Below are 25,802 nucleotides of genomic sequence, written 5' to 3' on the forward strand. Positions count from 1 at the left end.
GTTTAGCCAAGCACCACATTGGCAGCGCTTTCCGGCAGATCCTCGCCGAAGGCGCGCTGATAGAACTCGGCCACCACCGAACGTTCCAGCTCGTCGCACTTGTTGAGGAAGGTCAACCGGAACGCCATGCCGACATTGCCGAAGATTTCGGCGTTTTCGGCCCAGGTGATCACCGTGCGCGGGCTCATGACAGTCGACAGATCGCCGTTGATGAAGGCGGAGCGCGTCATGTCGGCGACGCGCACCATCTTGTTGACGATGTCCTTGCCCTTCTCGTTCTTGTAGTGCTTGGCCTTGGCCAGAACGATCGCCACCTCGTTGTCGTGCGGCAGATAGTTCAGCGTCGTCACGATCGACCAGCGGTCCATCTGCGCCTGGTTGATCTGCTGGGTGCCGTGATAGAGGCCGGTGGTGTCGCCGAGGCCGACCGTGTTGGCGGTGGCGAACAGGCGGAAGGCCGGATGCGGGCGGATGACGCGGCTCTGGTCGAGCAGGGTCAAGCGACCCGACGATTCCAGCACGCGCTGGATGACGAACATCACGTCCGGGCGGCCGGCATCGTATTCGTCGAAGCAGAGCGCGACATTGTGCTGGTAGGCCCAGGGCAGGATGCCGTCGCGGAATTCGGTGACCTGCATGCCTTCCTTGACGACGATGGCGTCCTTGCCGACGAGGTCGATACGGCTGACATGGCTGTCGAGGTTGACGCGCACGCAGGGCCAGTTGAGCCGGGCCGCGACCTGCTCGATATGGGTCGACTTGCCGGTGCCGTGATAGCCCGACACCATGACGCGGCGGTTGTAGGCAAAGCCCGCCAGGATCGCCATGGTGGTGTGCTGGTCGAACAGATAGTCGGGATCGATGTCCGGCACATGTTCGGTGGCCACCGAATAGGCCGGCACGACCATCTTGGACTCGAAGCCGAATTTTTCCTTCACCGACACAGTCGTGTCCGGCAGATTGGCGATATCGCGATCGACCTTGTTCATGCGTCTCAACGTCTCCACGGGCGAAGCGACGCGCTTCGCCGGCAACCCAAATTGTTCGGGGCGGTCATAAAACCTTTTCCAACCCGATGATAGTTGGAAAAAGGCACGACCTCAGCTCAGCTTGAGCTCAACACAGGCCCGCCTGCTTGAGCACGCGATAGGCTTGCAGCACATCGCGGAACCGGTCTTCCGAACCTCTGTCGCCACCATTCGCGTCGGGATGGTGGCGCTTCACCAATTCCTTATAACGCGCCTTGATGTCTTGGCCAGTCGCCTTTGCGTCAAGACCAAGCGTTTCCAGCGCCTTGGCCTCAAGCGGCTTGGCCTTGCGCTCGCGCGGGGCGCCGCGGTCGCGCGGCTCGTTGAACAGGTTGAAGGGGTCGCGCATGCGGTTGTGGTAGCCGGCGCGGCCCGAGCGCTGCTTTGCGAAATCCGGCGCGGTGTGCGTCCCGCCATTCGTGCCGATGGTCCAGGTGGGCCGATGACCGGTCATCGCCTCCTTCTGGAAACGTGCGATCTCGGAATCGGAGACACCAGAGAAGTAATTGAAACCCTTGTTGTATTCGCGCACATGCTCGAAGCAGAACTTGAAATACTGCCCCTCGGCCATGCGCCCCACCGGCGCGCGATGCGTGCCGGGCTCCTTGCAGCCGTCCCACTGGCACAGCGGCGCGCGCGACTTCAGCTCCGCGTCCTTTTCCGGACGAATGCGGAGTTTCTCGAAATATTTTGGATAGGGCTTCATCTGACCCCATTTATGGGCTGTTCGCCCGGCGATACAAGAATTGACATTTCAGCGATGATCGCCCTAACCGCTGAATCGCGGCTTAAACGAGACGTTGACGGCCAGCGCCGCGACAAAAATAGTGGCGATGACGCCTATGTGGTGAAGGAGAATGGCAATGTCCATGCAGACGGCGATGGAAAAGAAGCTGAGCGATGCTTTTGCGCCCGAACGATTGGCCGTCGTCAACGAAAGCCACCTCCATGCCGGCCACCATCATGTCGAATCCGGCCATCACGCCACCTTCGACGGCACCGGCGAGACGCATTTCCGCATCCGCATCGTCTCTCCGGCCTTTGCCGGCATGAGCCGCATCGACCGTCACCGCGCCGTCAACCTGGCTCTCGCCGACGAATTGAAGGCCGGCCTGCACGCCTTGGCGATCGAACCCGCCGCCCCCGGCGAAAAGACGCGCTGGTAGGCACCCGCTTTGAAACACTTCCTCCGGCCAGACGGCTAGACGATCTGAACAGCGTCGGAGAGAAACGCCTAAGAAGCCGCCGGTGACCGCTTTCACGCGCGGACGGAAACTCCCAGATGGGGTCGGGGACATGGACACACCTCTTTCCAGACGGTTGGCCGCCGAAGCGCTCGGATCGGCCTTCCTGCTCGCCACCGTCGTGGGGTCGAGCATCATGGGGGCGAAGCTGGCGGAGGCGTCAGCCGCACTCGCGCTGCTTGTCACCTCGATGTCGACCGGGGCCATGCTGGTCGTTTTGATCTGGACCTTCGGTCCGGTTTCGGGCGCGCATCTCAATCCCGTCGTCAGCCTGGCCTTCGCCGCCGACGGTGAGCTCAAATGGCGTGACTTTGTCCCCTATGTAGCCGCACAGCTCGCCGGCTTCCTGGCCGGCACCTGGGCCGCACACGCCATGTTCGAACTGCCACTGTTGCAATTGTCCGCGACAGCCCGCAGCGGGCCCGGGCTCTGGTTCGCCGAAGGCATCGCCACTTTCGGGCTGATCCTCGTCATCACCGGCTGCACGGCCAGGCGACCAACGGTGGTGCCGGCCGCCGTCGGCCTCTACATCGGCGCCGCCTACTGGTTCACCGCCTCGACATCCTTCGCCAACCCGGCGATGACCATCATCCGCGCCTTCACCGGAACGGCGGCCGGCATTATGCCCCAGCATGTCCCTGGATATGTCATCGCCCAGTTCGCCGGCGCGGCGATAGCGATCGCGGCGGGCCGTTTCTTCTGGCCGAAGCCGGTTACGGCTTCGCTGCGGGCTGCGGTGGACCCTCGACAGACGCCGGCCTGATCCGCAGACGGGCGATGCGGTTCTTGTCGCGCTTCATCACCACGAAGCGCTTGCCGTGGAACGTGAACGCCTGCTTTTCTTCCGGTATCGACTGCGCCTCGTGAATGACGAGGCCGGCGATGGTCGTCGCTTCCTCGTCCGGCAAGGCCCAGCCGAGTGCGCGGTTGAGATCGCGGATCGGCACCGTGCCTTCCACCACGACAGAGCCGTCGGCCTCCTGCTTCACGCCCTGCATCTCGACGTCGTGCTCGTCGGCGATATCGCCGACGATCTCCTCGATGATGTCTTCCAGCGTCACCAGGCCCTCCACCTCGCCATATTCGTCGACGACGATGGCGATGTGGGCCTTGCGGCGCAGGAAAGCGTTGAGCTGATCGTCGAGGCTGGTCGTGTCGGGCACGAACCACGGCTTCGCGGCGATCTTCAGGATGTCGATGCAGGAAAAGTCGTGATCGGCCTCGTTGAGCGCGCGCAGCAGGTCCTTGGCGTGCAGGATGCCGACGATGTTGTCGAGCGAACCCTTCCACAGCGGCAGCCGCGTATGCGGGCTTTGCAACACCTCGCGCACGATCATATCGGGCGCATTGTCGGCGTTGATCGAACGCATGTTGGTGCGGTGGACCATGACGTCGGAGACTTCCAGCTCGCTCAGCGCCAATAACGCCTCGACCCGGCTGCGGTCGTCCTTCATGGCCTGGGTTTCGCTGCGCAGCCGCTGGATGATGGCGCGCGTCTCCTGCTGCGACAGACGCCGGCGCTTGCGGTTGGCAAGCTCCAGGTCGAACATCGCCAGCAACGGCTTGCGCAGCACGATGGCGAAGAGGATCGCGGCGCACAACAGGCTAGCGACGATCCAGCCGGCGTTCATCCCGCGAGTGCCTCTTTCAGGAAGGCCAGCACCTCGGAAGCCGGCACGTCCTTGGCAATGAAGGACTGGCCGATGCCGCGCGTCAGGATGAAGGTCAGCGCGCCGCGCGACACCTTCTTGTCCTGGGTGATGTAGTCGAACAGCTTTTCGGCGCCCGGCAGGTCGCCCGGAATATCGGCGAGGCGCCACGGCAGGCCGACGGCCCGCAAATGCGTCTCGACTCGGGCGGCATCGTCTGGGCTGGCGAGGTTCAGCCGGGCGGAGAAGCGGTGCGCCAGCGCCATGCCGATCGCCACGCCCTCGCCATGCACCAGCCTTTCGCTGTCATAGGCGGTCGCCGCCTCCAGCGCATGGCCGAATGTGTGGCCGAGATTGAGCAGCGCCCTGTCGCCGGTCTCGAATTCGTCGCGCGCCACCACGTCGGCCTTGGCGCGGCAGGCTTCGGCGATCGCCTCGATGCGGGCATCGCCGCCGGCGAACACGTCCTGCCAGTTCTTTTCCAGCCAGGCGAAGAAATGCGGCCGGTCGATCAACCCGTATTTGGCAAGCTCGGCATAGCCGGCGCGGAATTCGCGGATCGGCAGCGTGTCCAATACGCCGCTGTCGGCCAGCACCAGCTTCGGCTGATGGAAGACGCCGATCAGGTTCTTGCCGCGCGCGCTGTTGATACCGGTCTTGCCGCCGACCGAGGAATCGACCTGTGCCAGGAGCGACGTCGGCACCTGCACGAAATCCATGCCGCGCCGCACGATGCCCGAGGCGAAACCGGCCAGATCGCCGATGACGCCACCGCCCAGCGCCACCACCGCGTCGCGGCGCTCCAGCTTGGCGGCGAGGATCGCGTCGACCACATCCTGAAGATGGCTGAAACTCTTGGTCTTCTCGCCGGCCGGCAGGGTAACGACAGCCGCCACCGCCACACCGCCGCGCTCCAGCCCGTCCCTCAGCGTTTCGAGATGATGTGCCGCAACATTCTCGTCGGTGACGATGGCAACGCGTGTGCCCGGCAACCTGGCCGACAGCGTCTCGCCGGCCCGTGCGATCAGGCCCGGCCCGATCAGGATGTCATAGGCGCGGTCGCCAAGCCCCACCTCGACGGTAACGGTCTTGTCGTTCATGCGTGCTCCCCGCCGGCAGGCATGGTCGCCTGGATGCCGAAATGATTGTAGAGCGCCGCAATCACCTCGGCCGCGATCACTTCCTTGCGCTCGTCGCGGGTCGGCACGGTCACGTCGGCACCCGCATAGACGGGATAGCGGTCGTCCATCAGCTTTTGCAGCGTGGCGCGCGGGTCCGGCGTCTTCAGGAGCGGCCGGTTCTGTTTCTTGGATACCCTGTCCATCAGGAGATCGAGATCGGCCTTCAGCCACACCGAGACGCCGTGTGCGGCGATCGCCTCGCGGGTCTGCGCGTTCATGAAGGCACCGCCGCCGGTCGACAGCACCTGCGGGCCATGTTCCAGCAGTCTCAGGATGACGCGCTGTTCGAGCGCGCGGAACTCGGTCTCACCATACCGTTCGAACAGGTCGGGAACGGTCATGCGCGACACATCCTCGATCTCCTGGTCGCTGTCGATGAAGGACAGGCCGAGCGCGGAAGCCGCCTTGCGGCCGATCGCCGTCTTGCCCGCCCCCATCAATCCGACAAAGACGATGGAGCGGTGGCCGAGCTGTTCGATCAGCGGCGCGTGGTTCTCGTCCTGCGAAGGGGTTGTTTGCGCATTCATTGCCGGCGTATCGACATCAAAAGCCCCCTTGCGTCAAGCGCAGCGCCCGCCCGCGGCGCGCATGCGCGCCCTTGAAATGGCGGAATCGCCGTCCCATAACGGCACGGTCCCGGCAACCCCGACGAATCAAGGCGCCCACCAGACCCATGCCGACCCTGTTCCGCTTCGTCGTGACCCTGGCGATCCTGGCCGGCCTCGCTTATGGCGCCATGTTCGCGCTGGTGATGTTCGTGTCGCCGAAACAGGCCGAGCTTTCCGTGCGCATCCCGCCTGAAAAACTCAATCCGAAGAAGAACTAGGCCTGGAAGCCCAAGCGCGATGAGCAGCGCCGCCCGCATCGAAGCCTTCCTCGAAATGATGAGCGCGGAGCGGGGTGCTGCCGAAAACACGCTGGCGAGCTATCGCCGCGACCTTGAGGACGCCGCCGCCACCATCAAGGGCGACCTCGCCAACGCGGCGCCCGCCGACATCCGCACCTATCTAGACGGCATCGCCGCGCAGGGCTTCGCGCCAACCTCGCAGGCGCGCAAGCTTTCGGCGCTCCGGCAGTTCTTCAAGTTCCTCTATGCCGAGGGCCTGCGCCAGGATGACCCGACCGGCACGCTGGACAGCCCGAAAAAGGGCCGCCCCTTGCCCAAGACCATGGGCGAGGCCGAGGCCGGTCGCCTGCTCGACCGTGCCGCGACAGAGGCGGTCGAACCGCCGCCGGGCGGCGACCAGCTTGCCGCGTTGCGGCTGCATGCGCTGGTCGAGGTGCTTTACGCCACCGGCCTGCGCGTTTCCGAGCTGGTCGGCCTGCCGGTGACGGTGGCGCAGCGCGACGACCGTTTTTTCATGGTGCGCGGCAAAGGCAACAAGGAGCGCATGGTGCCCCTGTCCGCCAAGGCGCGCATCGCCATGAAAACCTGGCTTGCCGCGCGGGCCAAGCTGCCAGCCTATGCCGAAAGCCCGTTCCTGTTCCCTTCAGCCTCCGACAGCGGCCACCTGCCGCGCCAGGTTTTCGCGCGCGAACTGAAGGGGCTGGCCGCGCGGGCCGGCATTGCCGCCACGAAGATATCGCCGCACGTGCTGCGCCACGCCTTTGCCAGCCACCTTTTGCAGAACGGCGCCGACCTGCGCGCCGTGCAGCAATTGCTCGGCCACGCCGACATCTCCACCACGCAAATTTACACCCATGTGCTGGAGGAAAGGCTGGTCAGACTGGTGAACGATCACCATCCGCTTGCCGACTAGGCCCGGTGTCGCTATGTGAGGGCGACGTTTCCATAGCTCGGAACTGCCGTCACGGCTTCCCGTCCTTCTGTTTTCCGGCGCAGCGGTCCGCTCACGAATGTACAATTATCTCGATTTCGAAAAACCGGTTCAGGATCTTGAGGGCAAGATCCTCGAACTCAAGAAACTCGCCGAGAACGGCGAAGCGGTCGACGTCGCCGACGAGATCGCCCGGCTCGAGAAGCGCTCGCGCGATGCGCTGCGCGACGCCTACAAGGCCTTGACCCCCTGGCAGAAGGTGCAGGTGGCCCGTCATCCTGATCGTCCGCACTGCCTGAACTACATCGACGGCCTGTTCACCGACTTCACGCCGCTAGCCGGCGACCGCGCCTTTGGCGAGGATCAGGCCATGATCGGCGGCTTCGCCCGTTTCCGCGGGGAATCGGTCGCTATCCTCGGCCAGGAAAAGGGTTCCGACACCGCGAGCCGCCTCAAGCACAATTTCGGTTCCGTGCGGCCCGAGGGCTACCGCAAGGCGGTGCGCCTGATGGAACTTGCCGACCGTTTCAAGGTGCCGCTGGTCACGCTCGTCGACACCGCCGGCGCCTTCCCCGGCGTCGATGCCGAGGAACGCGGCCAGGCCGAGGCCATCGCCCGCTCGATCTCGGCGGGTCTGGGGCTCAAGGTGCCGTCGATCTCGATCGTCATCGGCGAAGGCGGCTCCGGTGGCGCCATCGCCATCGCCACCGCCAACCGCGTCTATATGCTGGAACACGCCATCTATTCGGTGATCTCGCCCGAGGGCGCCGCCTCCATCCTGTGGCGCGACACCACGCGCTCTCGCGACGCGGCGACCAACATGAAGATCACCGCGCAGGACCTGCTCGAGCTCAAGATCATCGACGCCATCGTCCCCGAACCGCTCGGCGGCGCCCATCGCGAGCCGGAAAAGGTGATTGCCGCGACCGGCGACCTCATCGCCAAGACGATGAAGGAGTTTGCCGGCTCCAACGCCGATTTCCGCGAGCAGCGCCGCGAGAAATATCTCGCGATGGGCCGCACCCTCTAGCTCCGCCTGGGGTCGACGACAGGCCGTTGCCGCCCCGGAGGCGGCAAATGTGACGGGATCGCCGGATTTTCGCCACAAAATTGCCGCCGCCCTGGGTTCTGTGACAATGTCGCGAAGACGGTGCGGACCGCTTGCGGTAAGGAATTTTCAAGGTTAACGGGCTTAAGGTCCGCCGATGTTCGATATAGCGCTCGGGCACTGAAGCCTATGGCGCATAAACGGAAGACGACAGCGCATCCATGTTCGCGAAACTCGCACGCACCGGTTTCCTGATCGCCGTTCTCGGCGTCGCCGGCTGTAACCAGAAATCGATGACCGACTTCGTCCCGGAAGGCGCCAACAAGCAGCTGCCGGAAAAGGTCCTGGCCGAGATGCGCGCCAAGGGCATGAACCGCAATGCCCCGATCGTCGGCCGCATCTTCAAGGAAGAGAACGTCGTCGAGGTCTGGAAGCAGAAGACCAATGGCCGCTACGAGGTGATCGCCACCTATCCGATCTGCCGCTATTCCGGAAAGCTCGGTCCGAAATACACCGAGGGCGACCGCCAGGCGCCGGAAGGTTTCTACACGGTGCGCCCCGGGCAGATGAACCCGAAGTCGGGATACCACCTGTCGTTCAACATCGGCTACCCCAACGCCTATGACCGCGCCAACGGCCGCACCGGCTCGAACCTGATGGTGCACGGCGCCTGCTCGTCGTCGGGCTGCTATTCGATGAACGACCCGCAGATCGAGGAAATCTACGCCTTCGCGCGCGACGCCTTCAAGGGCGGCCAGACCGAGTTCCAGATCCAGGCCTTCCCCTTCCGCATGACCGCCGCCAACATGGCGCGCTACCGCAACGACCCGAACTACGACTTCTGGAAGATGCTGAAGGTCGGTTACGACAATTTCGAGATCACCAAGGTGCCGCCGAAGGTCGACGTCTGCGAGAAGCGCTACGTTTTCAATCAGGTCGCGCCCGACGGGCAGAGCTTCAACCCGACCGGCGCCTGCCCGATGAGCACCACGCCGGACCCGCTGAAGGTGGCCTACGGCGCCTATCAGAAGACCTATGACGCCGCCTTCGCCAGCGCCATCAACACGTCCACGCCGGCGCCCAAGGCTTCCATCGCCGGCGTCAAGGAAGCCAGCGTCGTCTCCGACTGGTCGAAGCGCCGCGCCCGCGGCGAACGTGTCACCATCGAGCCGCCGTCGATGAACCATGACGGAACGGTCACCGAAAACACCGAACGGATGGGCCGCATCGATTCGCCGCTTGGCCGCAAGATGGCGGCGCTCGACGCCGAGAAGGCCGCCAAGAAGCGGGCCGAGGAACAGAAACTGGCGATGATTGCCGCTGCCAAGGCCGAGAAGGAACGCGCCAAGGCCGAGGCTCTGGCCGCCAAGGAAGCCGCCAAGAACAAGGCTGCTCAGCCGGTCGAGACCACCGCGACCGTGGCGGCGGACGCCACCGCTCCGGCCACCGACGCGCAGACCGCCGACAATGGCGACGGCAGCCGCCTGTCGCAGATCAAGAAGAAGCTCTTCGGCATGTTCGGCGGCTGACCGCCGGACACCGCCACCATCGTTCCCGCCGAGCCCGCACCGTGACCAAGGCACCCGCCGTCTATGATCTGAAGGGGCTGAACTGCCCGCTGCCGGTGCTGAAGGCGCGCAAGCGCCTGGCCGGCATGAAACCCGGCGGCCAGCTTTGGCTGGAAACCACCGACCCGCTCGCCGTCATCGACATTCCGGCCTTCTGCGCCGACAGCGGCCACCGGCTGGTCGAGACCGCCGCCATGACAGGCGGCCACCGTTTTTTGGTGGAACGCGGCGCCTAGAGCGCCGCGCGTCCTTTTGGACGCGCAAAGGACGCTCTAGTTTTGATTGGGAGCACCGCAAGTTAGAGGCGCCCTCTACCGCCCGGCGATGGCCAGCGGGTTGTTCTCGAGTGCTGCGCGGTCGGGCGTATCGATGGCCGGACGATCGGTGAGCGCCGAAAACAGCCGCCGCACATAATCTTCCGGCATATCGAGCGTGATCAGCACCAGCCGGGTGCCGCGTTGCGCGTCCGGCCAGGCCGGCAGGCGCACCGGCGGATGCAGCAGCTTCTGCACCCCATGCACCACCAGCGGGCGCGTGGGGTCTTCCTTCAGCTCGATGACCCCCTTCATGCGCAAGAGCTTGTCGCCATGGGTCGAGCGCAACAGGTCGAAGAACATGTCGATCGCCGAGAAGGCGACCGGCCCGTCATGTACCAGCGAAAAGGTTTTCACGCGCGCATCGTGGCGGTGTGCGTGACCATGCCCGTCATGATCATGATCATGATCGTGGTGATGGTCGTGATCATGATCGTGATGGTGGTGTTCCTCGTCGGCCGCCTCGCCCAGCCAGCGCCGCACGTCGGCGCTTTTGGTGGCCGGGTTGTAGAGTCCGCTGTCGAGCAGCGCCGTGGCATTCGCCTCGCCGGCATCCAAAAGCCGCGCACCGGGATTGATCGCCTTCAGCCGCGCGGTCAGCGACGCGACCTGTCCGGCTGCCGCGAGATCGGTCTTGCTGAGCACCAAACGATCTGCCATCGCAACCTGCTTCACCGCCTCGACATGGCTGTCGAGCGTCGCTTCCGCATTGACCGCATCGACCAGCGTGACCACGCCGTCGAGGCGGAAGGCCTGCACCAGCGCCGGGTGCGCCATGATCGACTGCAGCACCGGGGCCGGGTCGGCCAGGCCGGTGGTTTCGATGACCACCCGCGCCAGGGTGGCGATGCGGCCGGTCTGCAACCGGTCGACGAGATCGGCCAGTGTGTCGACCAGTTCGCCGCGCACCGTGCAGCACAGGCAACCGTCGGAAAGCTGGATGATGCCATCCGAGGCCTGTTCGACCAGAAGATGGTCGATCGCCACGTCGCCATATTCGTTGATGATGACGGCGGTGTCGGTCAGCGCCGGATCTTTCAGGAGCCGGTTGAGCAGCGTCGTCTTGCCGGCGCCGAGGAAGCCGGTCAGCACGGTGACCGGAATGGGGAAGACGGCAGCCATCGTGCAGATACCCCTGTCGTCAGTTGGCCGATTTCGCCGGCTGGTCGCCCTGCACCGCCAATGGCATCACCATGACCGGCTCCGGCCGGTCCGGCCGCCAAGCCGGCACCGGCACATTGGCCGGCTTGCCGCCGGTGGCCGTATCGGCAACCTCGACGCGTCCCTGCATGGCCTTCGGCACCGGGCCGGTGGCGCCGCCCAGGCCGACCGTCACCAACTTCGGATTGACGATTTTCTCGCGCCAGGGCGATTTCGGCGCACTGACCGGCGCGGGTGCCGCTTCTTCCGACTGCGCTTCCTTCGGCTGCTTCTTGCAGACTTCTTCCTGCATGTCGGTCGGGGTCAGCGTATCGCCATAGGGTTTCAGGCCGGCAAGGCTAGTCGCGCTTGCGGCCGGCATGTCGAAGCCCTGGTTGAGTAGCGCGGCAGCAGCATCAGCGCGCGCGATGGCCGACTTTTCGCCCAGCACCACGGCCACAAGCGTGCGGCCATTGCGGGTGGCCGTGCCGATCATGTTGAAGCCGGCCGGGCAGACGAAGCCCGTCTTCATGCCGTCGGCGCCGGGATAACGGCCCACCAGCAGATTGTAGTTGGGGATCTTCTTCTTGCCAAAGGCCAGGCCTTCGATGGAAAACCAGCCCGTGTATTGCGGAAAATCGCGACGCAGCGCCGTCACCAGCAGGCTCATGTCGCGCGCCGTGGTGTACTGGTCGGGCTCGAACAGGCCGTTGGGGTTGACGAAATGCGTCCCGGTCATGCCAAGCCGCGCCGCTTCCGCGTTCATGCGCTCGGCGAAGGCTTCCTGCGAGCCGCCGACATTCTCGCCGATCGCCATGGCGACGTCGTTGGCCGACTTGGTGACCATGATCTTGATGGCGCTGTCCAGCCTGAGCACCGAACCGGGCTTCAGGCCCATCTTGCTCGGCGGCTGCTTGACCGCCAGCTTGCTCATGCGGATGGGCGAATTCAGCGCCACCTCGCCAGCCGCAACCGCCCTGAAGGCGACATAGGCGGTCATCAGCTTGGTCAGCGAGGCCGGATACCAGCGCTTGAAGGCGTCCTGATGCTCAAGCACGCGACCATTGTCGAGATCGAACAAAACGACCGGATTGGCCGCGGCCGGTTGGGCGGCGAACATCGGCAAGGCGGCCGCGCCGGCCACAAGAAATTTCAGCAAATACCCTGGCCTCATCATCAATTCCGAAATCGCTCTTGCCGCAGTCACCCTGGCCTCCGTAAGATTTGTCCCACGGGATCGCCAATCTCGCCACCCGCCCTCTTGCGCATGGTGACGTTGCGCTATTTAGCCTATGTGACGGGAGCAAGGCAAAGCGTTGGCTGATCACAATTGAGACCAAGCCGGCCAAGCCGACCAACAGCGAGTTTGTGACCTATGCCCATTTTGAACCGCGCCGCCGAACTGCAGGAAGAGATCGCCGGCTGGCGACGTCACATCCACCAGCGGCCGGAGCTGAATTTCGATGTGTTCGAGACCGCCGCCTTCGTCACTGAAAAGCTGAAGGAATTCGGCTGCGACGAGGTGGTGACCGGCATCGGCAAGACCGGCGTGGTCGGCGTCATCCGCGGCGCGAAGGGCAACGGCTCGACGGTCGGCCTGCGCGCCGACATGGACGCGCTGCCCATCACCGAGATCACCGGCAAGCCCTACGCCTCGCAAACGCAGGGCAAGATGCACGCCTGCGGCCATGACGGCCATACCGCCATGCTGTTGGGCGCGGCGAAATATCTCGCCGAGACGCGCAATTTCGCCGGCTCCGTCGCCGTCATCTTCCAGCCGGCCGAGGAAGGCGGCGGCGGCGGCAACGAGATGGTCAAGGAAGGCATGATGGACCGCTTCGGCATCGCCCGGGTGTTCGGCATGCATAACATGCCAGGCCTTCCCGTCGGCCAGTTCGCCATCCGTCCGGGTCCGATCATGGCGGCGACCGCCGAGTTCACCATCACCGTCAAGGGTCGCGGTGGCCATGCCGCGATGCCGCACGGCACCATCGACCCCGTCGTCATCGCCAGCCAGCTGGTCGGCGCGCTGCAGACCATTGCCTCGCGCAGCACCGACCCGGTCGAATCGGTCGTCGTTTCGGTCACCAAATTCCATGCCGGCGACGCCTATAACGTTATTCCCGAGACCGCCGAGATCGCCGGTACCATCCGCTCGCTGAAGACGGAGGTGGCCAGGAAAGCCGAGGAACGCATGCGCCAGATCAGCGCCGGCCTCGCCGCCGCCCATGGCGCGGTCATCGAGGTCGACTACGAGGCGAATTATCCCGTCACCTTCAACCATCCTGAGGAAGCCGTCTTCTCCGGCGATGTCGCGGCCAAGGTCGCCGGCGACGCCAAGGTGCTGCGCGCGATCCCGCCGGTGATGGGCGGCGAGGATTTTTCCTACATGCTCGAGGCCCGTCCCGGCGCCTTCATCTTCATCGGCAATGGCGACAGCGCCGGCCTGCACCACCCGGCCTACGACTTCAATGACGAAGTCATCCCACATGGCGTCAGCTATTGGGTGAAACTAGCCGAGACGGCACTCGCCGCCTGAGCTTGGCGCCGTTCTTCACCCCAAGAAATGGCGGAGAGGGGCAGACAACACGGCGATTGTCTCGCCGTCATCGATGGTGCCGCAACTCCCAGCGTTGCAGCATCTCTTCCCCTGCTTCAAGGCGGCACGGGCGTTCCCTTCGCTCGGCCCTTGGCGAAGCGGCCTGAAACGGCTATGTGTTCGCCCGCGTGGTCCCGTAGCTCAGTAGGATAGAGCGGCAGATTCCTAATCTGTAGGTCACAGGTTCGATTCCTGTCGGGATCACCAATCAGGTGCCTCCCACCCGTCATTTCCCGGTTTCGCGCCGGGCTTGCCACGATCATCGCCTTGCGTGAATATGACGGCGTTCAACCTGCGGCTGCGCATGGTTTCCGGCCATGTCGCGCGGGCGTCGATCGAGCTCGGGAGACTTCCTAATGGCAGATGAAAGACAAGAACGCATCCGGCAACGAGCCCATGCGATCTGGGAACGCGAAGGCAGGCCGCACGGCGCCGACGAGCGGCATTGGCATCAGGCCGCGGGTGAAATCGAGGCGGAAGACAAGAAGCCCGGGAAGCGCGCCGCCAGCGCGAAACCCGCCAAGGCGGCTGCCGCGAAACCGGCGAAGGCTCCTGCCAAGGCCACAGCGGCCAAGGCTGCAAAGGCGCCCGCCGCGCTTGCGAAGGCTGCCCCAGCCAAGGTGGCAAAGGCGCCGGCGGCAGCGGTCAAGGCCGCCAAGCCGGCACCCAAGAAGGCCGCTAAGCCGAAGGTTCCCGCCAAGGCCGGATAATCTCCGCAACGCTGCATCCGTTCGCCTTCGACGCACTTTGGAGGCCGGCGGCCTTTGGCGGTCGGCTGGCTTCGGCATGGGCGCGCCGCGCGGTCGCACGCGCCCGGGATGGCGGGCGCGGAAGGCGCGTCATGTCGGCCTTTTCCCGTCGCCGTTCCAACAAAAATCCACGCGCGCCGGATGGCGATTAAGTGCCGGGAAAGACGGGAAAAATTCCCGTCGGCCGCCATTCACATTTCACGTGACTTGAATTCGAAATCTCACAACTCATTGCATTTCAATGTAAAATATGCTTTTATTGAATGAATATTCAATAAGAAAGCTCTCTCCATGAACCCGCATATCCGCGACGTAGCCGTCCCCAATGACTGGGATCGCAAGGGCCTGCCCGGCTGGAGCTATCACTCGGATGCGTTTCTGGAACTGGAAAAGCAGCATCTGTTCCGCACCCACTGGCAGATCGCCGGCCATGTCTCCGACATGCCAAACCCCGGCGACTATCTGACCATGGATGTCATCGGCGAGCGCGCGCTCATCGTGCGCGGCAAGGACGGCGTCGTGCGCGGTTTCCACAATCTGTGCCGGCATCGCGGCAGCCGCGTGGTGGCCGACAGCCAGGGCCATTGCGCCAACGCGCTGGTCTGCCCTTTCCATGGCTGGGTCTACAATCTCGACGGCACCCTGCGCGGCGCCGCCCGCCCGCGCTCCTTCCCCGAACTCGACAAGACCGAGTTCGGGCTGAGGCCGCTCGACCTCGAAATCTGGATGGGTTTTATCTTCATCCGCTTCCGCGACGGTGGACCGCAGCCTTCGGTGGCGGAACTCTTGAAGCCGATCGAGGCCGAGATCGCGCCCTATTGTGCTGCCGACATGGTGCCGTCCTGGGGCATCTGGACCCAGAAAAGCCCGGTCAACTGGAAGTCGGTACGCGACGTCGACAATGAAGGCTATCACGTCGCCATGGCGCATCCGGCGCTGCAGGACCTCTACGGCTCGACCTACTACGACGAACCCTTCGTCAATGGCGTCTCGCGCTCCTTCGCCACCTACAATCCGCATGCCGGCCGCCGCTGGAGCGTGAAGAACTACGTCGCCATCGCACCCGAGCCGGCGCATCTGCCCGACATGCTGAAGAAGGCCTGGATCTATTACGGCATCTTCCCCAATGCGGTGATCGCGGTGACGCCGGAATCCGTGCAGTTCTACCAGGAGTTCCCGCTCTCGACCGGCGAGACCCTGCTGCGCGGCGCCATCTACCGCCACGCCGAGGAAAGCCGCGAACAGGCGGCGGCGCGTTATCTCGCCTTCCGCATCGACCGCGACACCATGGCCGAGGACGTGCAGCTTTCCGTCTGGTCGAACGAATCCATGCAGTCGGAAGCCTTCGCCGGCTTCTACCTGTCCGACCTCGAATATGGCGTGCGCACCCATCACGACCATATGCGGGCGCGCCTGCCGGTGCTGTCCCTGAAAATCCAGCCGGACGAGAAGGACATGGCAGCCCTCAACGACGCGCTGCTCAGCCAGGCATAGCCGCCCGGCCGTGCCATCTTCCAGTGCCGCGGCCTGTCGTCGATAAGCGTCCCTTGGGCGAAAAAGGTCACGCCGCATGTCACAAAACGCGGCAGCCGGTCGTCATGTCTGTACGATTGCGACAGGAGACGACTATGGCACAAAGGCCGAACCCCTTTACCGCCAACCCCGCGGCTATGAAGCCCTGGATCGAGATTGGCAAAACCATCCAGGATGACGAGCTGGAACCCTTGCTGAAGGAACTGGTGATGACGCGGGCGGCACAGATCAATGGCTGCACCTTCTGCATCCACCATCACGTTGAAGACGCGCGCAAACAGGGTGAATCGGAGGACCGCCTTCATCTTCTGAGTGCCTGGCGCGAATCCACGCTCTATTCCGCCCGCGAGCGGGCAGCGCTGGAATGGACCGAAGCCCTGACACTTGTGTCCCAGACCCATGCGCCGAACGACGCCTACAAAACCCTGCAAGCACAGTTCAACGAGGCCGAGCAGGTGAAACTGTCGCTGCTGATTGCGTTGACCAACGCGTGGAACCGCATCAACATCGGCTTCCGCCGCGTTCACCCGGCCGAAGCGAAAAAGGCTGCCTGACGATACCGGCATGGACAAGGACGCCACCGCCATCTTCGATCCGCTGCGGCCGGTTCTCTTTCGTGTCGCCTACCGCATGTTGGGTTCCGTCGCCGATGCCGAAGACGCCGTCCAGGATGCATTCGTGCGCTGGCTGGGCACCGAACGCCGGGAAGTTAACGAACCTGAGGCCTTCCTGCGTCGGGTCGTCATGCGTCTGTGCCTGGACCGGCTCAAGGCCATCCGGCGCCGGCGCGAGACCTATGTCGGTCCCTGGCTGCCGGAACCGGTGGTGGAGGAGGTCGACCAGGAGGTCGACACCGTCACCTTGCCGCTTTTGATGGCGTTGGAGCGGCTGTCGCCGCTCGAGCGTGCAGCCTTCCTGCTGCACGATGTGTTCGGCCTCGGCTATGAGGAGGTCGCGGCGACGATCGGCCGCGAGCCCACGGCTTGTCGCCAGCTGGCGCGCCGGGCGCGCATCCATGTTCGCGCCGACCGCCCGCGCTACCTCGTGCCGAAGCAACATGGCTTCGAGATCGCGCGAGCTTTCCTCGCCGCATCCCGAGATGGCGAAATGGAGAGGCTGCGCACCTTGCTCGCGGCGGATGTGACGCTATACGCCGATGGCGGCGGCAAGGCGCCGGCCGGCAAGAAACCGCTCACCGGCCTCGACAACGTCCTGCATTTCTTCGCGCGGTTCGCGCCTGTTTTTGCCGAGGAACCGTCGCGCCTGCTTCGTTATGGTGTGATCAACGGCCTACCGGGCTTCGTCACCATCGAGCGCGGCAACATCCTCCAGACCACTGCACTGGAAATCGACGACGGCTGCATCCACGCGATCTACGTCGTCAGGAACCCTGATAAGCTCAGGCATGTGGGCACGACGGTGCACTGAGGCGCTCTGCCCGGCCGGCTCCCGCGTGACGGCCGCTAAAGCCGGAACCGCGCCCGGTAGTCCCGCGGAGACATGCCCCGCAGCCGCCGGAACTGGCGGTTGAAGTTGGCGAGCGAGCCATAGCCGACCGCACTCGCGATATGCTGGATCGGCTGGCCGGTTGCCGACAGCCGCGCGCAGGCATCGCCGATGCGCAGGCGGATGATGTATTCCGAAATCGTCGTACGCATGTGCCGGCTGAACAGCCGGTGGGTTCCCGACACGCTGAGGGCGGCGACATCGGCAAGATCGTCCAGCCGGATTTCCTCGGCATAGAACTGGTGAATATGGGTCAACACACGGTCGATGCGTTCCGCGCCCGCATCCCGTTCCACGGGCGCGAAGGCTTCGCTGGACAACGCGACGGCATCCGCGTCTTCCGCCAGTTGGCCGAGGATGCCCAGCATGGCCAGCAGCCGTTGCGGCGCCGGCAGATCGAACAGCCGGCCGAAATCGTCGGCCAGCGCCATCGCGGCGGCTGTCGAAAAGCGCAAGCCGGCGCCGGCCCTGGCGACGAGCGCCGCCACCGCGCCGAATTCCACCGACGAACGGGTGATCGTCTCAATCCACTCCTGCCGGAACCAGATAACCAGCGCGACATGCGGGAGGGCCGGATCGAGCCTCTCCGACGACGACCATGTGTGGGGCAGGTTGGGGCCGACAAGCACCAGGTCGATGCCGTCGAAACTGCCGACATGGTCGCCGATGAAGCGGTGGCCGCGCGAGTTCAGCGTCAGCGTCAGTTCGAGCTCGGGGTGATGGTGCCACTGGAACGGAATGCCGTCGTCGAGCCGCCGGTTCAGCATACTCCAGGAACTATCCGGACTGGCTGGCACGCGTTCAAGATAGGGCTTCATATGGCGTCGTTGATTCCAGAAACGCTGCAATAGTACCAGAATTGGCCGAAGCGCGACAACATCGTGGCCGCACGGTCCCTATTCTTGGCTGCATGCACCGCGTCGCGCGGCATCATCCAGGGAGATCATCATGCAAGCAGCGACTGTCAGAGACCACCACCCCACCACTGGCATGACGACGCAATTGCGAGACATCCGGAAGACACTGCCGCTGCGCGTCCTCTCCGAGGACGACTGGCAGCACTGGATCAGCAATGGCTATGTCATCGTGCGCCAGGCGGTGCCACCTGAGAATGTCGACAACCTCGTCGATCTGCTCTGGCGCTTCGACGAGAAGGACCCCGCAGATCCTTCCACCTGGTATGCGCCGCAGCGGCGCGAGCACAAGATGAAGGAACTCAACAACACCGGCATGCTGGAAATCTACAATCACCAGTATCTCTGGGACAATCGCATGGAGCGGCGCATCTACGACGCCTTCGTCGACATCTGGGACCGCGAGGATTTGTGGGTGACGATCGACCGCGCCAATCTCAACCCGCCCAGGAAGGTCAAGGGCAATCCCAACGGCTTCATCCATTGGGATGTCGATACCTCGATCCGTCCCCTGCCGATCGGCGTGCAGGGCGTGCTCAGCTTGCAGAAGCAGGACGGCGACGTCGGCGGCTTCCAGTGCGTGCCTTCGCTCTTCTCCGGTTTCGATGCCTGGGAGAAAACGCAAGCGCCCGACCGCGACCCGATGCATCCCGACATGACCGGCCAGGCGACCGTCAACATCGAGATGGAAGCCGGTGACTTGATGATCTTCAACTCGCTGTTGGCCCATGGCGTGCGCCCCAACCATTCCGACAACCGGGTCCGCATGGCGCAATACATCTCCATGCACCCGGCCGAATGGACCAACGAAACCGAGCGCCAGGAACGCATCCGCTTGTGGCGCGAACTCGACCATCCGCGACGCGACGCCTTCCCGGGCGATCCGCGCGACTGGGAAAAGCACAACGCCGCCACGGCAAAGCTGACCCCGCTCGGCGAAAAGCTGCTGGGGCTGGCGCAGTGGTGAAATCAAGCGCCAATCTTCTCTCCTCGCGGGAGAAGTTTGGCGCCCGACCTGCTGTCGCAAATCGCGACCGACTGGATCAACCTGTTTGGCTGTATCGGAGCAGGGCTTCGCGCTAGAAGCCCGCCATGACGGCACCCACCGGCCTTTCCCCGCAGACCCGAGGCATCATCCTGATGGCCGCGGTGGCGTTCGCCATCCAGATCGTCGACGGGCTGGCGAAATATCTGAGCGCTGACTATTCGCCGCTGTTCATCGGCTGGGCGCGTTATGCAGCGGCTTCGATCATCGTCCTGCCTTATGCCTTCGCACGCCATGGCCGGCATCTGTTTCCGGCCGAGCGCCTCGGCGCGCATATCTTGCGCACCGTGCTTCTGGTGACGGCGATGTCGCTATATTTCGTCGCCATCTCCCACATCCCGCTGGCTACCGCCATCAGCGCCTATTTCGTCGCCCCGGTCGTCGCCATGGTGCTGTCGGTCGTCGTGCTGGGCGAACGCATGACGACGCGCAAGGGCATCAGCCTGGCGCTCGGTTTCGCCGGCGCCATGGTCATCCTGCGGCCGGGCGTTGGCACGATGGAACCCGGCATCCTGCTGGCGCTGGCTTCCGGCCTTGCCTTCGCCTGCTACATGATCGTCACCCGCAAGGCGGCGCTGGAAAGCGACCCGGTCAAGACGCTCGCCTTTCAATGCGCGTTGGGCGCCGTGCTGTTGATGCCGCAGGCGCTGCTCACCTGGTCGACGCCGGCCTGGGGCGATCTCGTCTTCTTCGCCGGGCTCGGCATCTTCTCGCTGATTGGCCATCTGATGCTGATCATCGCCTTCCGCCTCGCCGAAACCTCGGTGCTGGCACCATTGGTCTATCTCGAACTGGTCGGCGCCGCGCTCATCGGCTATCTCGCCTTCCACGAAGTGCCCGGCCCTGCCACCATCGCCGGCGCCAGCCTGATCGTCTTCGCCGGGCTTATCCTGCTGTGGCACAACAAGAGTGCCACCGTCGAGGAACCGGCGGCCTGACCGGCCGGGCGCGTCCTCGCTTGCCGGCTTATGACTTTGAGATGCGCCGGTAGATACCTTCCAGGCTTTGCGCGAAGGCGCCGAACATGTCCCGCTCCGTCAGTTCGCGCAGGACCTGTTCGTTGATGCCGCCGCGGGTCGCGTATTCCTGCGCCAGATGCATGAAACCGGCGTCCGGGGCCCTGTCCGGCGCGTTGGCCAGCGCCTTGAACAGCGTGGCGATATAATCGCGCGCCTTCTCGCCCGACACCTGATGGCCCTCCAGCCAGCTGTGGATCGTATCGAGATATTTGAAGTAGCTGGCATAGGTCGCGGTGACGACGCTCAGCGCGTTGAACTCGTCAGCGTCGGTAACCTCGATCGCCTTGCCCAGCCGGCCGAAAAAAGCCGCCATGGCGGGATCCGGCGGAAACAGGATGGTCGCGCCTTGCCTGTGCGCGATCATCGGCATCGGAAGCGCCTTCGTCACCGTTGCCACCGGCCCGATCAGGCCGGCCACCTCTTCGACCGACAGCGTCGCGATCAGGCTGACGACGCGATGGTCGGAACGAAACCGCAGCGCCGGCAGCACTTCATGCGCGATCTGCGGCCGCACCGCCAGCATGACGGTATCGCAATCGTCGAGCACCGCCTGATTGTCGGCCGCGATGCGCACGTCGGCATAGCGGGCCGCCAGCCCGGCCGCGATTTCCTCATTGCGCGGCGACAGCACGACCGACACCGAATTGTCGGCGACCGATTTCAGCCCGGCGACGATCGCGGCCGTAAGCGCGCCTGTGCCGATGAAGCCGAGTTTCATGCGAATGTCCTGTGCTGGCGGTTAAGACGGGTTTCCGCGGCGACGAAACGGGCCGCCTTGTCGGCGGCGCCGTGATCGCGCGGACGCCCGATCAGGCATAGTCGGATGCCGAAACCGGAGCCAGCATTTTTATCCGCCAGGATGATCGCAACAGCTCCCGTCAGCCTTGCCACAGCCCTTCCCGGCGCAGATCCTCCATCGTCCGCGAAATGCCCTCGCGCAGAATCGCCACCATGTCGTCGATCTGCTCGCGGCTGATGGTGAGCGGCGGCGACATCACGCACATATTGATCAGCGGCCGCACCAGAAGGCCGAGCTCATGGCAATGCGCGTCGATGCGCACACCGACCGCCCGGTCGAGCTGCAGCGGGTTTTTGCTTTCGCGGTCGGCCACGCATTCCACGCAGGCCATCAGCCCTAAGCCGCGCACTTCGCCCACCAGCGGCAGTTCCTCCAGCGTCTTCAGGCGCGCCTGGAAATAAGGCGCGACCGCACGCGCATGCGCCAGCACCTCGTCTTCCAATATGTCGAGGTTTTTGAGCGCCACCGCGCAGCCGACCGGGTGACTGGTATAGGTCAGCCCATGCGCGAACATCGCGTCGGGATGGTTGGAGCGGCGCAATTCCTCCAGCAAACGCTCCGAGATGACGACGCCGCCCAGCGGGAAATAACCCGAGGTGACGCCCTTGGCGAAGGTGATCATGTCGGGGTCGATGCCGAACACCTCACCCGAGGCAAAGACATGGCCGAGCCGGCCAAAGGCGGTCACCACCTCGTCGGAAATGAAGAGAATGTCGTTGTCGCGGCAGATGGCGCGGATGCGTTTCAGGTAGCCGTCCGGCGGCAGGATGACGCCGCCCGAGGCCTGCACCGGCTCGCCGACAAAGGCGCCGATCCTTTCGGCGCCGATCTCCGCGATCCTGTCGCGGAATTCCGCGACCAGCATGTCGGCGAAGGCCGCGACATCCATGCCCTTCGGCCGGCGGAACGGATCGGGCGACGACAGCTTCACCACCAGATCGTCGGCGCCGTCCATCCAGTCGCGGTCGCGCGGCCGGCCGTTGAGCGAGGCCGCCAGGTAGGTCGACCCGTGATAGGCGCCGCCGCGCGACAGGATGAGCTTCTTCTCCGGCCGGCCGCGCACATTGTTGTAGAACTGCATGAAGCGCAGCGCCGTCTCCACCGCCGAGGAGCCGCCGGTGGTGTAGAAGACGTGGCTGAGATCGCCCGGCGCATGGTCCGCGATACGCCGCGCGAGTTCGGCCGAAGGCGCGTTCATCGTGTACCAGGGCGTGTTGTAGGAGAGCTGCATCGCCTGGTCGTACATCACCTTGGCCAGTTCCTCGCGGCGATGGCCGACATTGATGCACCACATGCCGGCCGGCCCGTCGATCAGCCGCTTGCCGTTGCCGTCGGTGATGTAGATGCCGTCGCCTTCGCCGATCAGCGCCCGCGCCTCGGCGCCGACCGAACCCGCCATCGGCCACGGCTGCACGAGATGGCGCCGCGCCGTCTCCACCGCATCCTGCCCGGCCTCGGCATCCCCTCCGCCCGTTCTTGCTTGCCGCACCGCAGCCATCTTCGCCTCGCTTTCGATCCTCAAAGTGACGTTCGCCTCAACAAGACACTCAAACCATTGGAAAATCCGGATTTCTTCACATGATTTTGAATGGTCGTTCAATCAATATCGCAGAAATACCGCTTGATTTCAATCGGTGGATGCGCTCATGATGAAGGAAGCCGGCAAGACGAGAGCCGCTCGCTCCTGTGCGTGAAAACGCAGGCACGGAGCGGCTCGAAACAGAAGATTGGGAACAAGCCGGCGCTTGATGGGAAGGCAGCATGGCGGGACAATCCAGGCCAGCGACCGCATATGCGCTTGGAGCGCTGCCCGGAGCGCCGCAATGACGGCAGCCGCGGAAGGGTCGCCGCCGCTGGTCGCGGGCGGCATCAGACGAAAGACGCTTCTGCAATCCGAATCCGCCCAGGGCCTTGCCCTGATCAGCCCGACTTTTCTTTACGCCCTCATCCTTCTGGTTGTGCCGATCCTGGTGGTGTTCGCCCATTCCTTCTGGACGCAGCACTACCTCACCATCGACCACACCTTCACGCTCGAGAATTACCGCATCGCGCTGACCGAGCCGATCTATCTCGACCTGTTGTGGCGCTCGCTCTACGTCTCATTGATGGTGTCGCTGTTCACCGTCGTGCTCGCCTATCCGATCGCCTATTTCATTTCCTTCCACGGCGGCCGCCACAAGGGCCTATGGCTGTTCCTCATCACCATCCCGTTCTGGACCAGCTACCTGCTGCGGGTGATGTCGTGGAAGGTCATCCTCGGCTACAACGGCGTCCTCAATTCCGGCCTGATGGGGCTCGGCCTGATCAGCGAGCCATCCACCGCCCTGCTCTACAACACCAGCGCCGTCGTCATCACGCTGACCCACGCCTGGGCGGCCTTCGCCATCCTGCCCATCTTCGTGTCGCTCGAAAAAGTCGACCGCACGCTGATCGAGGCGGCCAAGGATCTCGGCGACGGGCCGCTGCGCTCCTTCCTGCGCGTGACGCTGCCGCTGTCGGCGCCCGGTGTCATCTCGGCGCTGCTCATCGTCATGATCCCGACGGTTGGCGACTACGTCACTCCGAAGCTGGTCGGCGGCAAGGACGGCGTCATGATCGCCAACGCCATCCAGGCGCAGTTCGGCAAAGCGGCGAACTGGCCGCTGGGCGCCGCGCTTTCCGTCACCACCATGGTCGTGGTCAGCCTGATGGCGGGCGCTGCCGTCTTCCTGATCCGCACCGCCGCGAGGTTGGCGCGATGAGTACCCTCAAGCGCTTCCTGCCCAGCGGCAGCTCCTGGCTTACGGCCTATGCCGTGCTCTATGTCGGCTTCCTGTACCTGCCGGTGCTGTTCCTGCCGATCTTCTCGATCAACATCTCGGCCTCGCCCAAATTCCCGCTCTCCGGCTATACGCTGCAATGGTATCGCGATCTGCCGAAGACGCCGGCCCTCATCGATGCGGCCTGGAACAGCCTGATCGTCGGTGTCTCGGCCGCGGTGCTGTCCACCGTTCTCGGCATCCTCGCCGCGCGCGCCATCACCCGCTATCGTTTCCCCGCCCGCCGGCCCATCCATGGCCTGATCATGGCGCCGCTGGTGCTGCCCGAAGTGATCGTCGCCATCTCCATGCTTTTGGTGATGCTGCAGCTCGGCCTCAGCCTGTCGCTGTTCACCGTCGTGCTCGGCCACGTGCTGGTCTGCATCCCCTATTCGATGACCGTGCTGACATCCGGCTTCGAAGGCTTCGACCGCAGCCTGGAGGAAGCCTCGGCCGATCTCGGCGAGAGCGCCTTCGGCACCTTCCGGCGCGTGACCTTGCCGATGGTGACGCCGGCCATCATCTCCAGCCTGCTGGTTTCCTTCACCATTTCGCTCGACGAGTTCATCATCGCCTTCTTCCTCACCGGAACCGACGCGACGCTGCCGATCTACATCTGGGGCCAGTTGCGCTTCGCCGCCAAGCTGCCCGGCGTGCTGGCGCTCGGCACGCTGCTTCTGGTCGGTTCCTTCGTGCTTCTTTCCATCGCCGAAATCCTGCGCCGCCGCGCCGCCCGGCGCACCCAGTCCGAGGGTCTCCTGCATGCTTGACCGGCCGCAATCCGAACGCAGCGCCTCCGAGCGGCCGATGATCGAGATCAGGGGCGTCACCCGCAACTACGGGGCCTTCAAGGCTCTGGACGACGCCACCGTGACCATTCGCGAGGGCGAGTTCTTTTCCCTGCTCGGGCCTTCCGGCTGCGGCAAGACCACCCTGCTCAGAATGATCGCCGGTTTCGACAACCCGACCTCAGGCACCATCGTCGTCGATGGCCAGGAGATGGTCGGCGTGCCGGCCAACCGGCGCCCCACCAACATGGTGTTCCAGAGCTACGCCATCTTCCCGCATCTCAATGTCGAGCAGAATGTCGGCTACGGGCTGAAGCGGCTGAAGCTCGACCAGGGCGAGGAGAAGCGGCGGGTCGACGAAGCACTGGCCATGGTCTCGCTGACTGGCCTCGGCAAACGCGGCGCGCATGAATTGTCCGGTGGCCAGCGCCAGCGCGTGGCGCTCGCCCGCGCCCTGGTGATGCGGCCCAAGGTTCTCTTGCTCGACGAGCCGCTGTCGGCGCTCGACAAGAAGCTGCGCGAACAGATGCAGGTGGAACTGCGCCGGCTGCAGCAGGCAGTCGGCATCACCTTCATCCTGGTCACCCACGACCAGTACGAGGCGCTCGCCATGTCGGACCGCATTGCCGTCATGTTCGGCGGCCGCATCGCCCAGGTCGCCTCGCCGAAGGAAATCTACCAGCGGCCGGTGAACCGCCAGGTCGCCGACTTCCTTGGCGGCATGAATTTCGTCAAGGCCGAGATCGTCGAGGAAAACGGCTCTTCCATCACCGTCGACACGCTGGGCTTCGGCCGCGTCACCACCGAAAAGCCGAAGGCTTTCGTGCGCAACGGCGCCGCCGCCACGCTCGGCATCCGGCCGGAACGGCTGCGCGTTCTGTGGGACCAGGCAACCGCCAAATACGAAGTGTCGGGCAGCGTGGTGGAGCGGCACTATTTCGGCGAGATCACCCACCTGATCGTCGACATCCCCGGACTGGAAAAGCCGCTGTCGGTGACCGAGACCAATGATTTCGGCGCCGACGACATTCCGGTCGGCGCCACCATCCGCCTCGGCTACGACCGCGACGCGCTGGTGGCGATGGCGGATTAGTTTCGAGGG

Annotated in this window: 27 protein-coding genes and 1 tRNA gene; 18 read left to right on the forward strand and 10 right to left on the reverse strand. The window is 64.4% G+C overall.

All coding sequences use genetic code 11. The annotated features are described in order from the left end of the window. Positions 1 to 2 precede the first annotated feature (2 nt). A complete protein-coding gene (gene cobS, locus QFZ88_RS11465) occupies positions 3 to 989 on the reverse strand; it encodes a cobaltochelatase subunit CobS (RefSeq protein WP_024922843.1) in 987 nt (328 codons plus the stop codon). A 127-nt stretch (positions 990 to 1,116) separates the two neighbouring features. Further along, positions 1,117 to 1,734, reverse strand: coding sequence for a J domain-containing protein (locus tag QFZ88_RS11470; RefSeq protein ID WP_024922844.1), 618 nt, complete (start codon positions 1,732 to 1,734; stop codon positions 1,117 to 1,119). A 157-nt stretch (positions 1,735 to 1,891) separates the two neighbouring features. Between QFZ88_RS11470 and QFZ88_RS11475 the strand changes: the two genes are divergently transcribed. Together QFZ88_RS11475 and QFZ88_RS11480 are read left to right on the forward strand one after the other, a co-directional pair. Next, positions 1,892 to 2,194: a BolA family protein gene (locus QFZ88_RS11475; RefSeq protein WP_024922845.1), complete on the forward strand. Its 303-nt coding sequence runs from the start codon at positions 1,892 to 1,894 to the stop codon at positions 2,192 to 2,194. 130 nt (positions 2,195 to 2,324) lie between these two features. Further along, on the forward strand, positions 2,325 to 3,035 hold the full coding sequence (locus tag QFZ88_RS11480; RefSeq protein WP_024922846.1) for an aquaporin: 711 nt from the start codon (positions 2,325 to 2,327) through the stop codon (positions 3,033 to 3,035). On the opposite strand, the gene QFZ88_RS11485 is transcribed toward QFZ88_RS11480, so the two are convergent. Genes QFZ88_RS11485 through QFZ88_RS11495 form a run of 3 tightly spaced genes read right to left on the reverse strand, consistent with a single transcriptional unit; the run spans position 2,986 to position 5,629 of the window. Then, positions 2,986 to 3,903 (reverse strand): transporter associated domain-containing protein, encoded by a 918-nt coding sequence (locus QFZ88_RS11485; protein WP_024922847.1) that lies wholly within the window; start codon positions 3,901 to 3,903, stop codon positions 2,986 to 2,988. The two genes, QFZ88_RS11480 and QFZ88_RS11485, sit on opposite strands and share 50 nt — an antisense overlap. Further along, complete coding sequence (gene aroB, locus QFZ88_RS11490) at positions 3,900 to 5,021, reverse strand: 3-dehydroquinate synthase (protein WP_024922848.1); 1,122 nt, start codon at positions 5,019 to 5,021, stop codon at positions 3,900 to 3,902. Before aroB ends, QFZ88_RS11485 begins: the two co-directional genes overlap by 4 nt. Next, on the reverse strand, positions 5,018 to 5,629 hold the full coding sequence (locus QFZ88_RS11495) for a shikimate kinase (RefSeq protein ID WP_024922849.1): 612 nt from the start codon (positions 5,627 to 5,629) through the stop codon (positions 5,018 to 5,020). The genes aroB and QFZ88_RS11495 overlap by 4 nt, the downstream gene beginning before the upstream one ends. Before the next feature lie 146 nt (positions 5,630 to 5,775). On the opposite strand from QFZ88_RS11495, the gene QFZ88_RS11500 reads away from it, so the two are divergent. The 5 genes from QFZ88_RS11500 to QFZ88_RS11520 all read left to right on the forward strand — a co-directional run bounded on the left by QFZ88_RS11500 (position 5,776) and on the right by QFZ88_RS11520 (position 9,732). Then, positions 5,776 to 5,928 (forward strand): hypothetical protein, encoded by a 153-nt coding sequence (locus QFZ88_RS11500; protein WP_024922850.1) that lies wholly within the window; start codon positions 5,776 to 5,778, stop codon positions 5,926 to 5,928. Between the two features lie 19 nt (positions 5,929 to 5,947). Then, positions 5,948 to 6,862: a site-specific tyrosine recombinase XerD gene (locus tag QFZ88_RS11505; protein ID WP_024922851.1), complete on the forward strand. Its 915-nt coding sequence runs from the start codon at positions 5,948 to 5,950 to the stop codon at positions 6,860 to 6,862. 97 nt (positions 6,863 to 6,959) lie between these two features. Beyond that, positions 6,960 to 7,910 carry an acetyl-CoA carboxylase carboxyltransferase subunit alpha gene (locus QFZ88_RS11510; protein ID WP_024922852.1) on the forward strand — a complete coding sequence of 317 codons (951 nt, stop codon included), beginning with the start codon at positions 6,960 to 6,962 and terminating at the stop codon, positions 7,908 to 7,910. 239 nt (positions 7,911 to 8,149) lie between these two features. Continuing rightward, on the forward strand, positions 8,150 to 9,457 hold the full coding sequence (locus tag QFZ88_RS11515; protein ID WP_024922853.1) for a L,D-transpeptidase family protein: 1,308 nt from the start codon (positions 8,150 to 8,152) through the stop codon (positions 9,455 to 9,457). A 41-nt stretch (positions 9,458 to 9,498) separates the two neighbouring features. Continuing rightward, the gene (locus tag QFZ88_RS11520; RefSeq protein WP_024922854.1) at positions 9,499 to 9,732 is read left to right on the forward strand and encodes a sulfurtransferase TusA family protein; all 234 of its coding nucleotides are present in this window, start codon (positions 9,499 to 9,501) and stop codon (positions 9,730 to 9,732) included. 75 nt (positions 9,733 to 9,807) lie between these two features. Here QFZ88_RS11520 and QFZ88_RS11525 read toward each other — a convergent pair whose 3' ends face one another. Both QFZ88_RS11525 and QFZ88_RS11530 read right to left on the reverse strand, forming a co-directional pair. Continuing rightward, positions 9,808 to 10,932 (reverse strand): CobW family GTP-binding protein, encoded by a 1,125-nt coding sequence (locus tag QFZ88_RS11525; RefSeq protein ID WP_024922855.1) that lies wholly within the window; start codon positions 10,930 to 10,932, stop codon positions 9,808 to 9,810. 19 nt (positions 10,933 to 10,951) lie between these two features. After that, positions 10,952 to 12,124, reverse strand: a complete 1,173-nt coding sequence (locus tag QFZ88_RS11530; protein WP_024922856.1) for a D-alanyl-D-alanine carboxypeptidase family protein — start codon at positions 12,122 to 12,124, stop codon at positions 10,952 to 10,954. Positions 12,125 to 12,325: 201 nt separating this feature from the next. On the opposite strand from QFZ88_RS11530, the gene QFZ88_RS11535 reads away from it, so the two are divergent. The 6 genes from QFZ88_RS11535 to QFZ88_RS11560 all read left to right on the forward strand — a co-directional run bounded on the left by QFZ88_RS11535 (position 12,326) and on the right by QFZ88_RS11560 (position 17,259). Then, on the forward strand, positions 12,326 to 13,489 hold the full coding sequence (locus tag QFZ88_RS11535) for a M20 aminoacylase family protein (RefSeq protein ID WP_024922857.1): 1,164 nt from the start codon (positions 12,326 to 12,328) through the stop codon (positions 13,487 to 13,489). 190 nt (positions 13,490 to 13,679) lie between these two features. Continuing rightward, positions 13,680 to 13,756: transfer RNA gene (locus QFZ88_RS11540), tRNA-Arg, on the forward strand. 149 nt (positions 13,757 to 13,905) lie between these two features. Then, the gene (locus QFZ88_RS11545) at positions 13,906 to 14,259 is read left to right on the forward strand and encodes a DUF2934 domain-containing protein (protein WP_024922858.1); all 354 of its coding nucleotides are present in this window, start codon (positions 13,906 to 13,908) and stop codon (positions 14,257 to 14,259) included. Between the two features lie 330 nt (positions 14,260 to 14,589). Continuing rightward, the gene (locus tag QFZ88_RS11550) at positions 14,590 to 15,792 is read left to right on the forward strand and encodes an aromatic ring-hydroxylating oxygenase subunit alpha (RefSeq protein WP_024922859.1); all 1,203 of its coding nucleotides are present in this window, start codon (positions 14,590 to 14,592) and stop codon (positions 15,790 to 15,792) included. 134 nt (positions 15,793 to 15,926) lie between these two features. After that, positions 15,927 to 16,385 carry a carboxymuconolactone decarboxylase family protein gene (locus QFZ88_RS11555; protein ID WP_024922860.1) on the forward strand — a complete coding sequence of 153 codons (459 nt, stop codon included), beginning with the start codon at positions 15,927 to 15,929 and terminating at the stop codon, positions 16,383 to 16,385. 10 nt (positions 16,386 to 16,395) lie between these two features. Further along, positions 16,396 to 17,259 carry a sigma-70 family RNA polymerase sigma factor gene (locus tag QFZ88_RS11560; RefSeq protein ID WP_024922861.1) on the forward strand — a complete coding sequence of 288 codons (864 nt, stop codon included), beginning with the start codon at positions 16,396 to 16,398 and terminating at the stop codon, positions 17,257 to 17,259. A 35-nt stretch (positions 17,260 to 17,294) separates the two neighbouring features. Here QFZ88_RS11560 and QFZ88_RS11565 read toward each other — a convergent pair whose 3' ends face one another. Beyond that, positions 17,295 to 18,155 carry a helix-turn-helix domain-containing protein gene (locus QFZ88_RS11565; protein WP_024922862.1) on the reverse strand — a complete coding sequence of 287 codons (861 nt, stop codon included), beginning with the start codon at positions 18,153 to 18,155 and terminating at the stop codon, positions 17,295 to 17,297. 130 nt (positions 18,156 to 18,285) lie between these two features. On the opposite strand from QFZ88_RS11565, the gene QFZ88_RS11570 reads away from it, so the two are divergent. Both QFZ88_RS11570 and QFZ88_RS11575 read left to right on the forward strand, forming a co-directional pair. After that, the gene (locus tag QFZ88_RS11570; RefSeq protein ID WP_024922863.1) at positions 18,286 to 19,218 is read left to right on the forward strand and encodes a phytanoyl-CoA dioxygenase family protein; all 933 of its coding nucleotides are present in this window, start codon (positions 18,286 to 18,288) and stop codon (positions 19,216 to 19,218) included. 125 nt (positions 19,219 to 19,343) lie between these two features. Further along, positions 19,344 to 20,234 (forward strand): DMT family transporter, encoded by an 891-nt coding sequence (locus QFZ88_RS11575; protein WP_024922864.1) that lies wholly within the window; start codon positions 19,344 to 19,346, stop codon positions 20,232 to 20,234. Positions 20,235 to 20,262: 28 nt separating this feature from the next. Here the strand turns inward: QFZ88_RS11575 and QFZ88_RS11580 are convergent, their stop codons facing one another. Both QFZ88_RS11580 and QFZ88_RS11585 read right to left on the reverse strand, forming a co-directional pair. Continuing rightward, positions 20,263 to 21,033, reverse strand: a complete 771-nt coding sequence (locus QFZ88_RS11580; RefSeq protein WP_024922865.1) for a pyrroline-5-carboxylate reductase — start codon at positions 21,031 to 21,033, stop codon at positions 20,263 to 20,265. Positions 21,034 to 21,193: 160 nt separating this feature from the next. After that, positions 21,194 to 22,612, reverse strand: a complete 1,419-nt coding sequence (locus tag QFZ88_RS11585; protein WP_024922866.1) for an aminotransferase — start codon at positions 22,610 to 22,612, stop codon at positions 21,194 to 21,196. Between the two features lie 325 nt (positions 22,613 to 22,937). On the opposite strand from QFZ88_RS11585, the gene QFZ88_RS11590 reads away from it, so the two are divergent. Genes QFZ88_RS11590 through QFZ88_RS11600 form a run of 3 tightly spaced genes read left to right on the forward strand, consistent with a single transcriptional unit; the run spans position 22,938 to position 25,793 of the window. Beyond that, on the forward strand, positions 22,938 to 23,855 hold the full coding sequence (locus QFZ88_RS11590; RefSeq protein WP_024922867.1) for an ABC transporter permease: 918 nt from the start codon (positions 22,938 to 22,940) through the stop codon (positions 23,853 to 23,855). Then, positions 23,852 to 24,682 (forward strand): ABC transporter permease, encoded by an 831-nt coding sequence (locus QFZ88_RS11595; protein WP_024922868.1) that lies wholly within the window; start codon positions 23,852 to 23,854, stop codon positions 24,680 to 24,682. Before QFZ88_RS11590 ends, QFZ88_RS11595 begins: the two co-directional genes overlap by 4 nt. Before the next feature lie 37 nt (positions 24,683 to 24,719). Continuing rightward, on the forward strand, positions 24,720 to 25,793 hold the full coding sequence (locus tag QFZ88_RS11600; protein ID WP_024922869.1) for an ABC transporter ATP-binding protein: 1,074 nt from the start codon (positions 24,720 to 24,722) through the stop codon (positions 25,791 to 25,793). The last annotated feature ends 9 nt before the right edge of the window (positions 25,794 to 25,802 follow it).

Source organism: Mesorhizobium sp. YL-MeA3-2017, from assembly GCF_030814575.1.
Taxonomy (GTDB): Bacteria; Pseudomonadota; Alphaproteobacteria; order Rhizobiales; family Rhizobiaceae; genus Mesorhizobium; species Mesorhizobium terrae.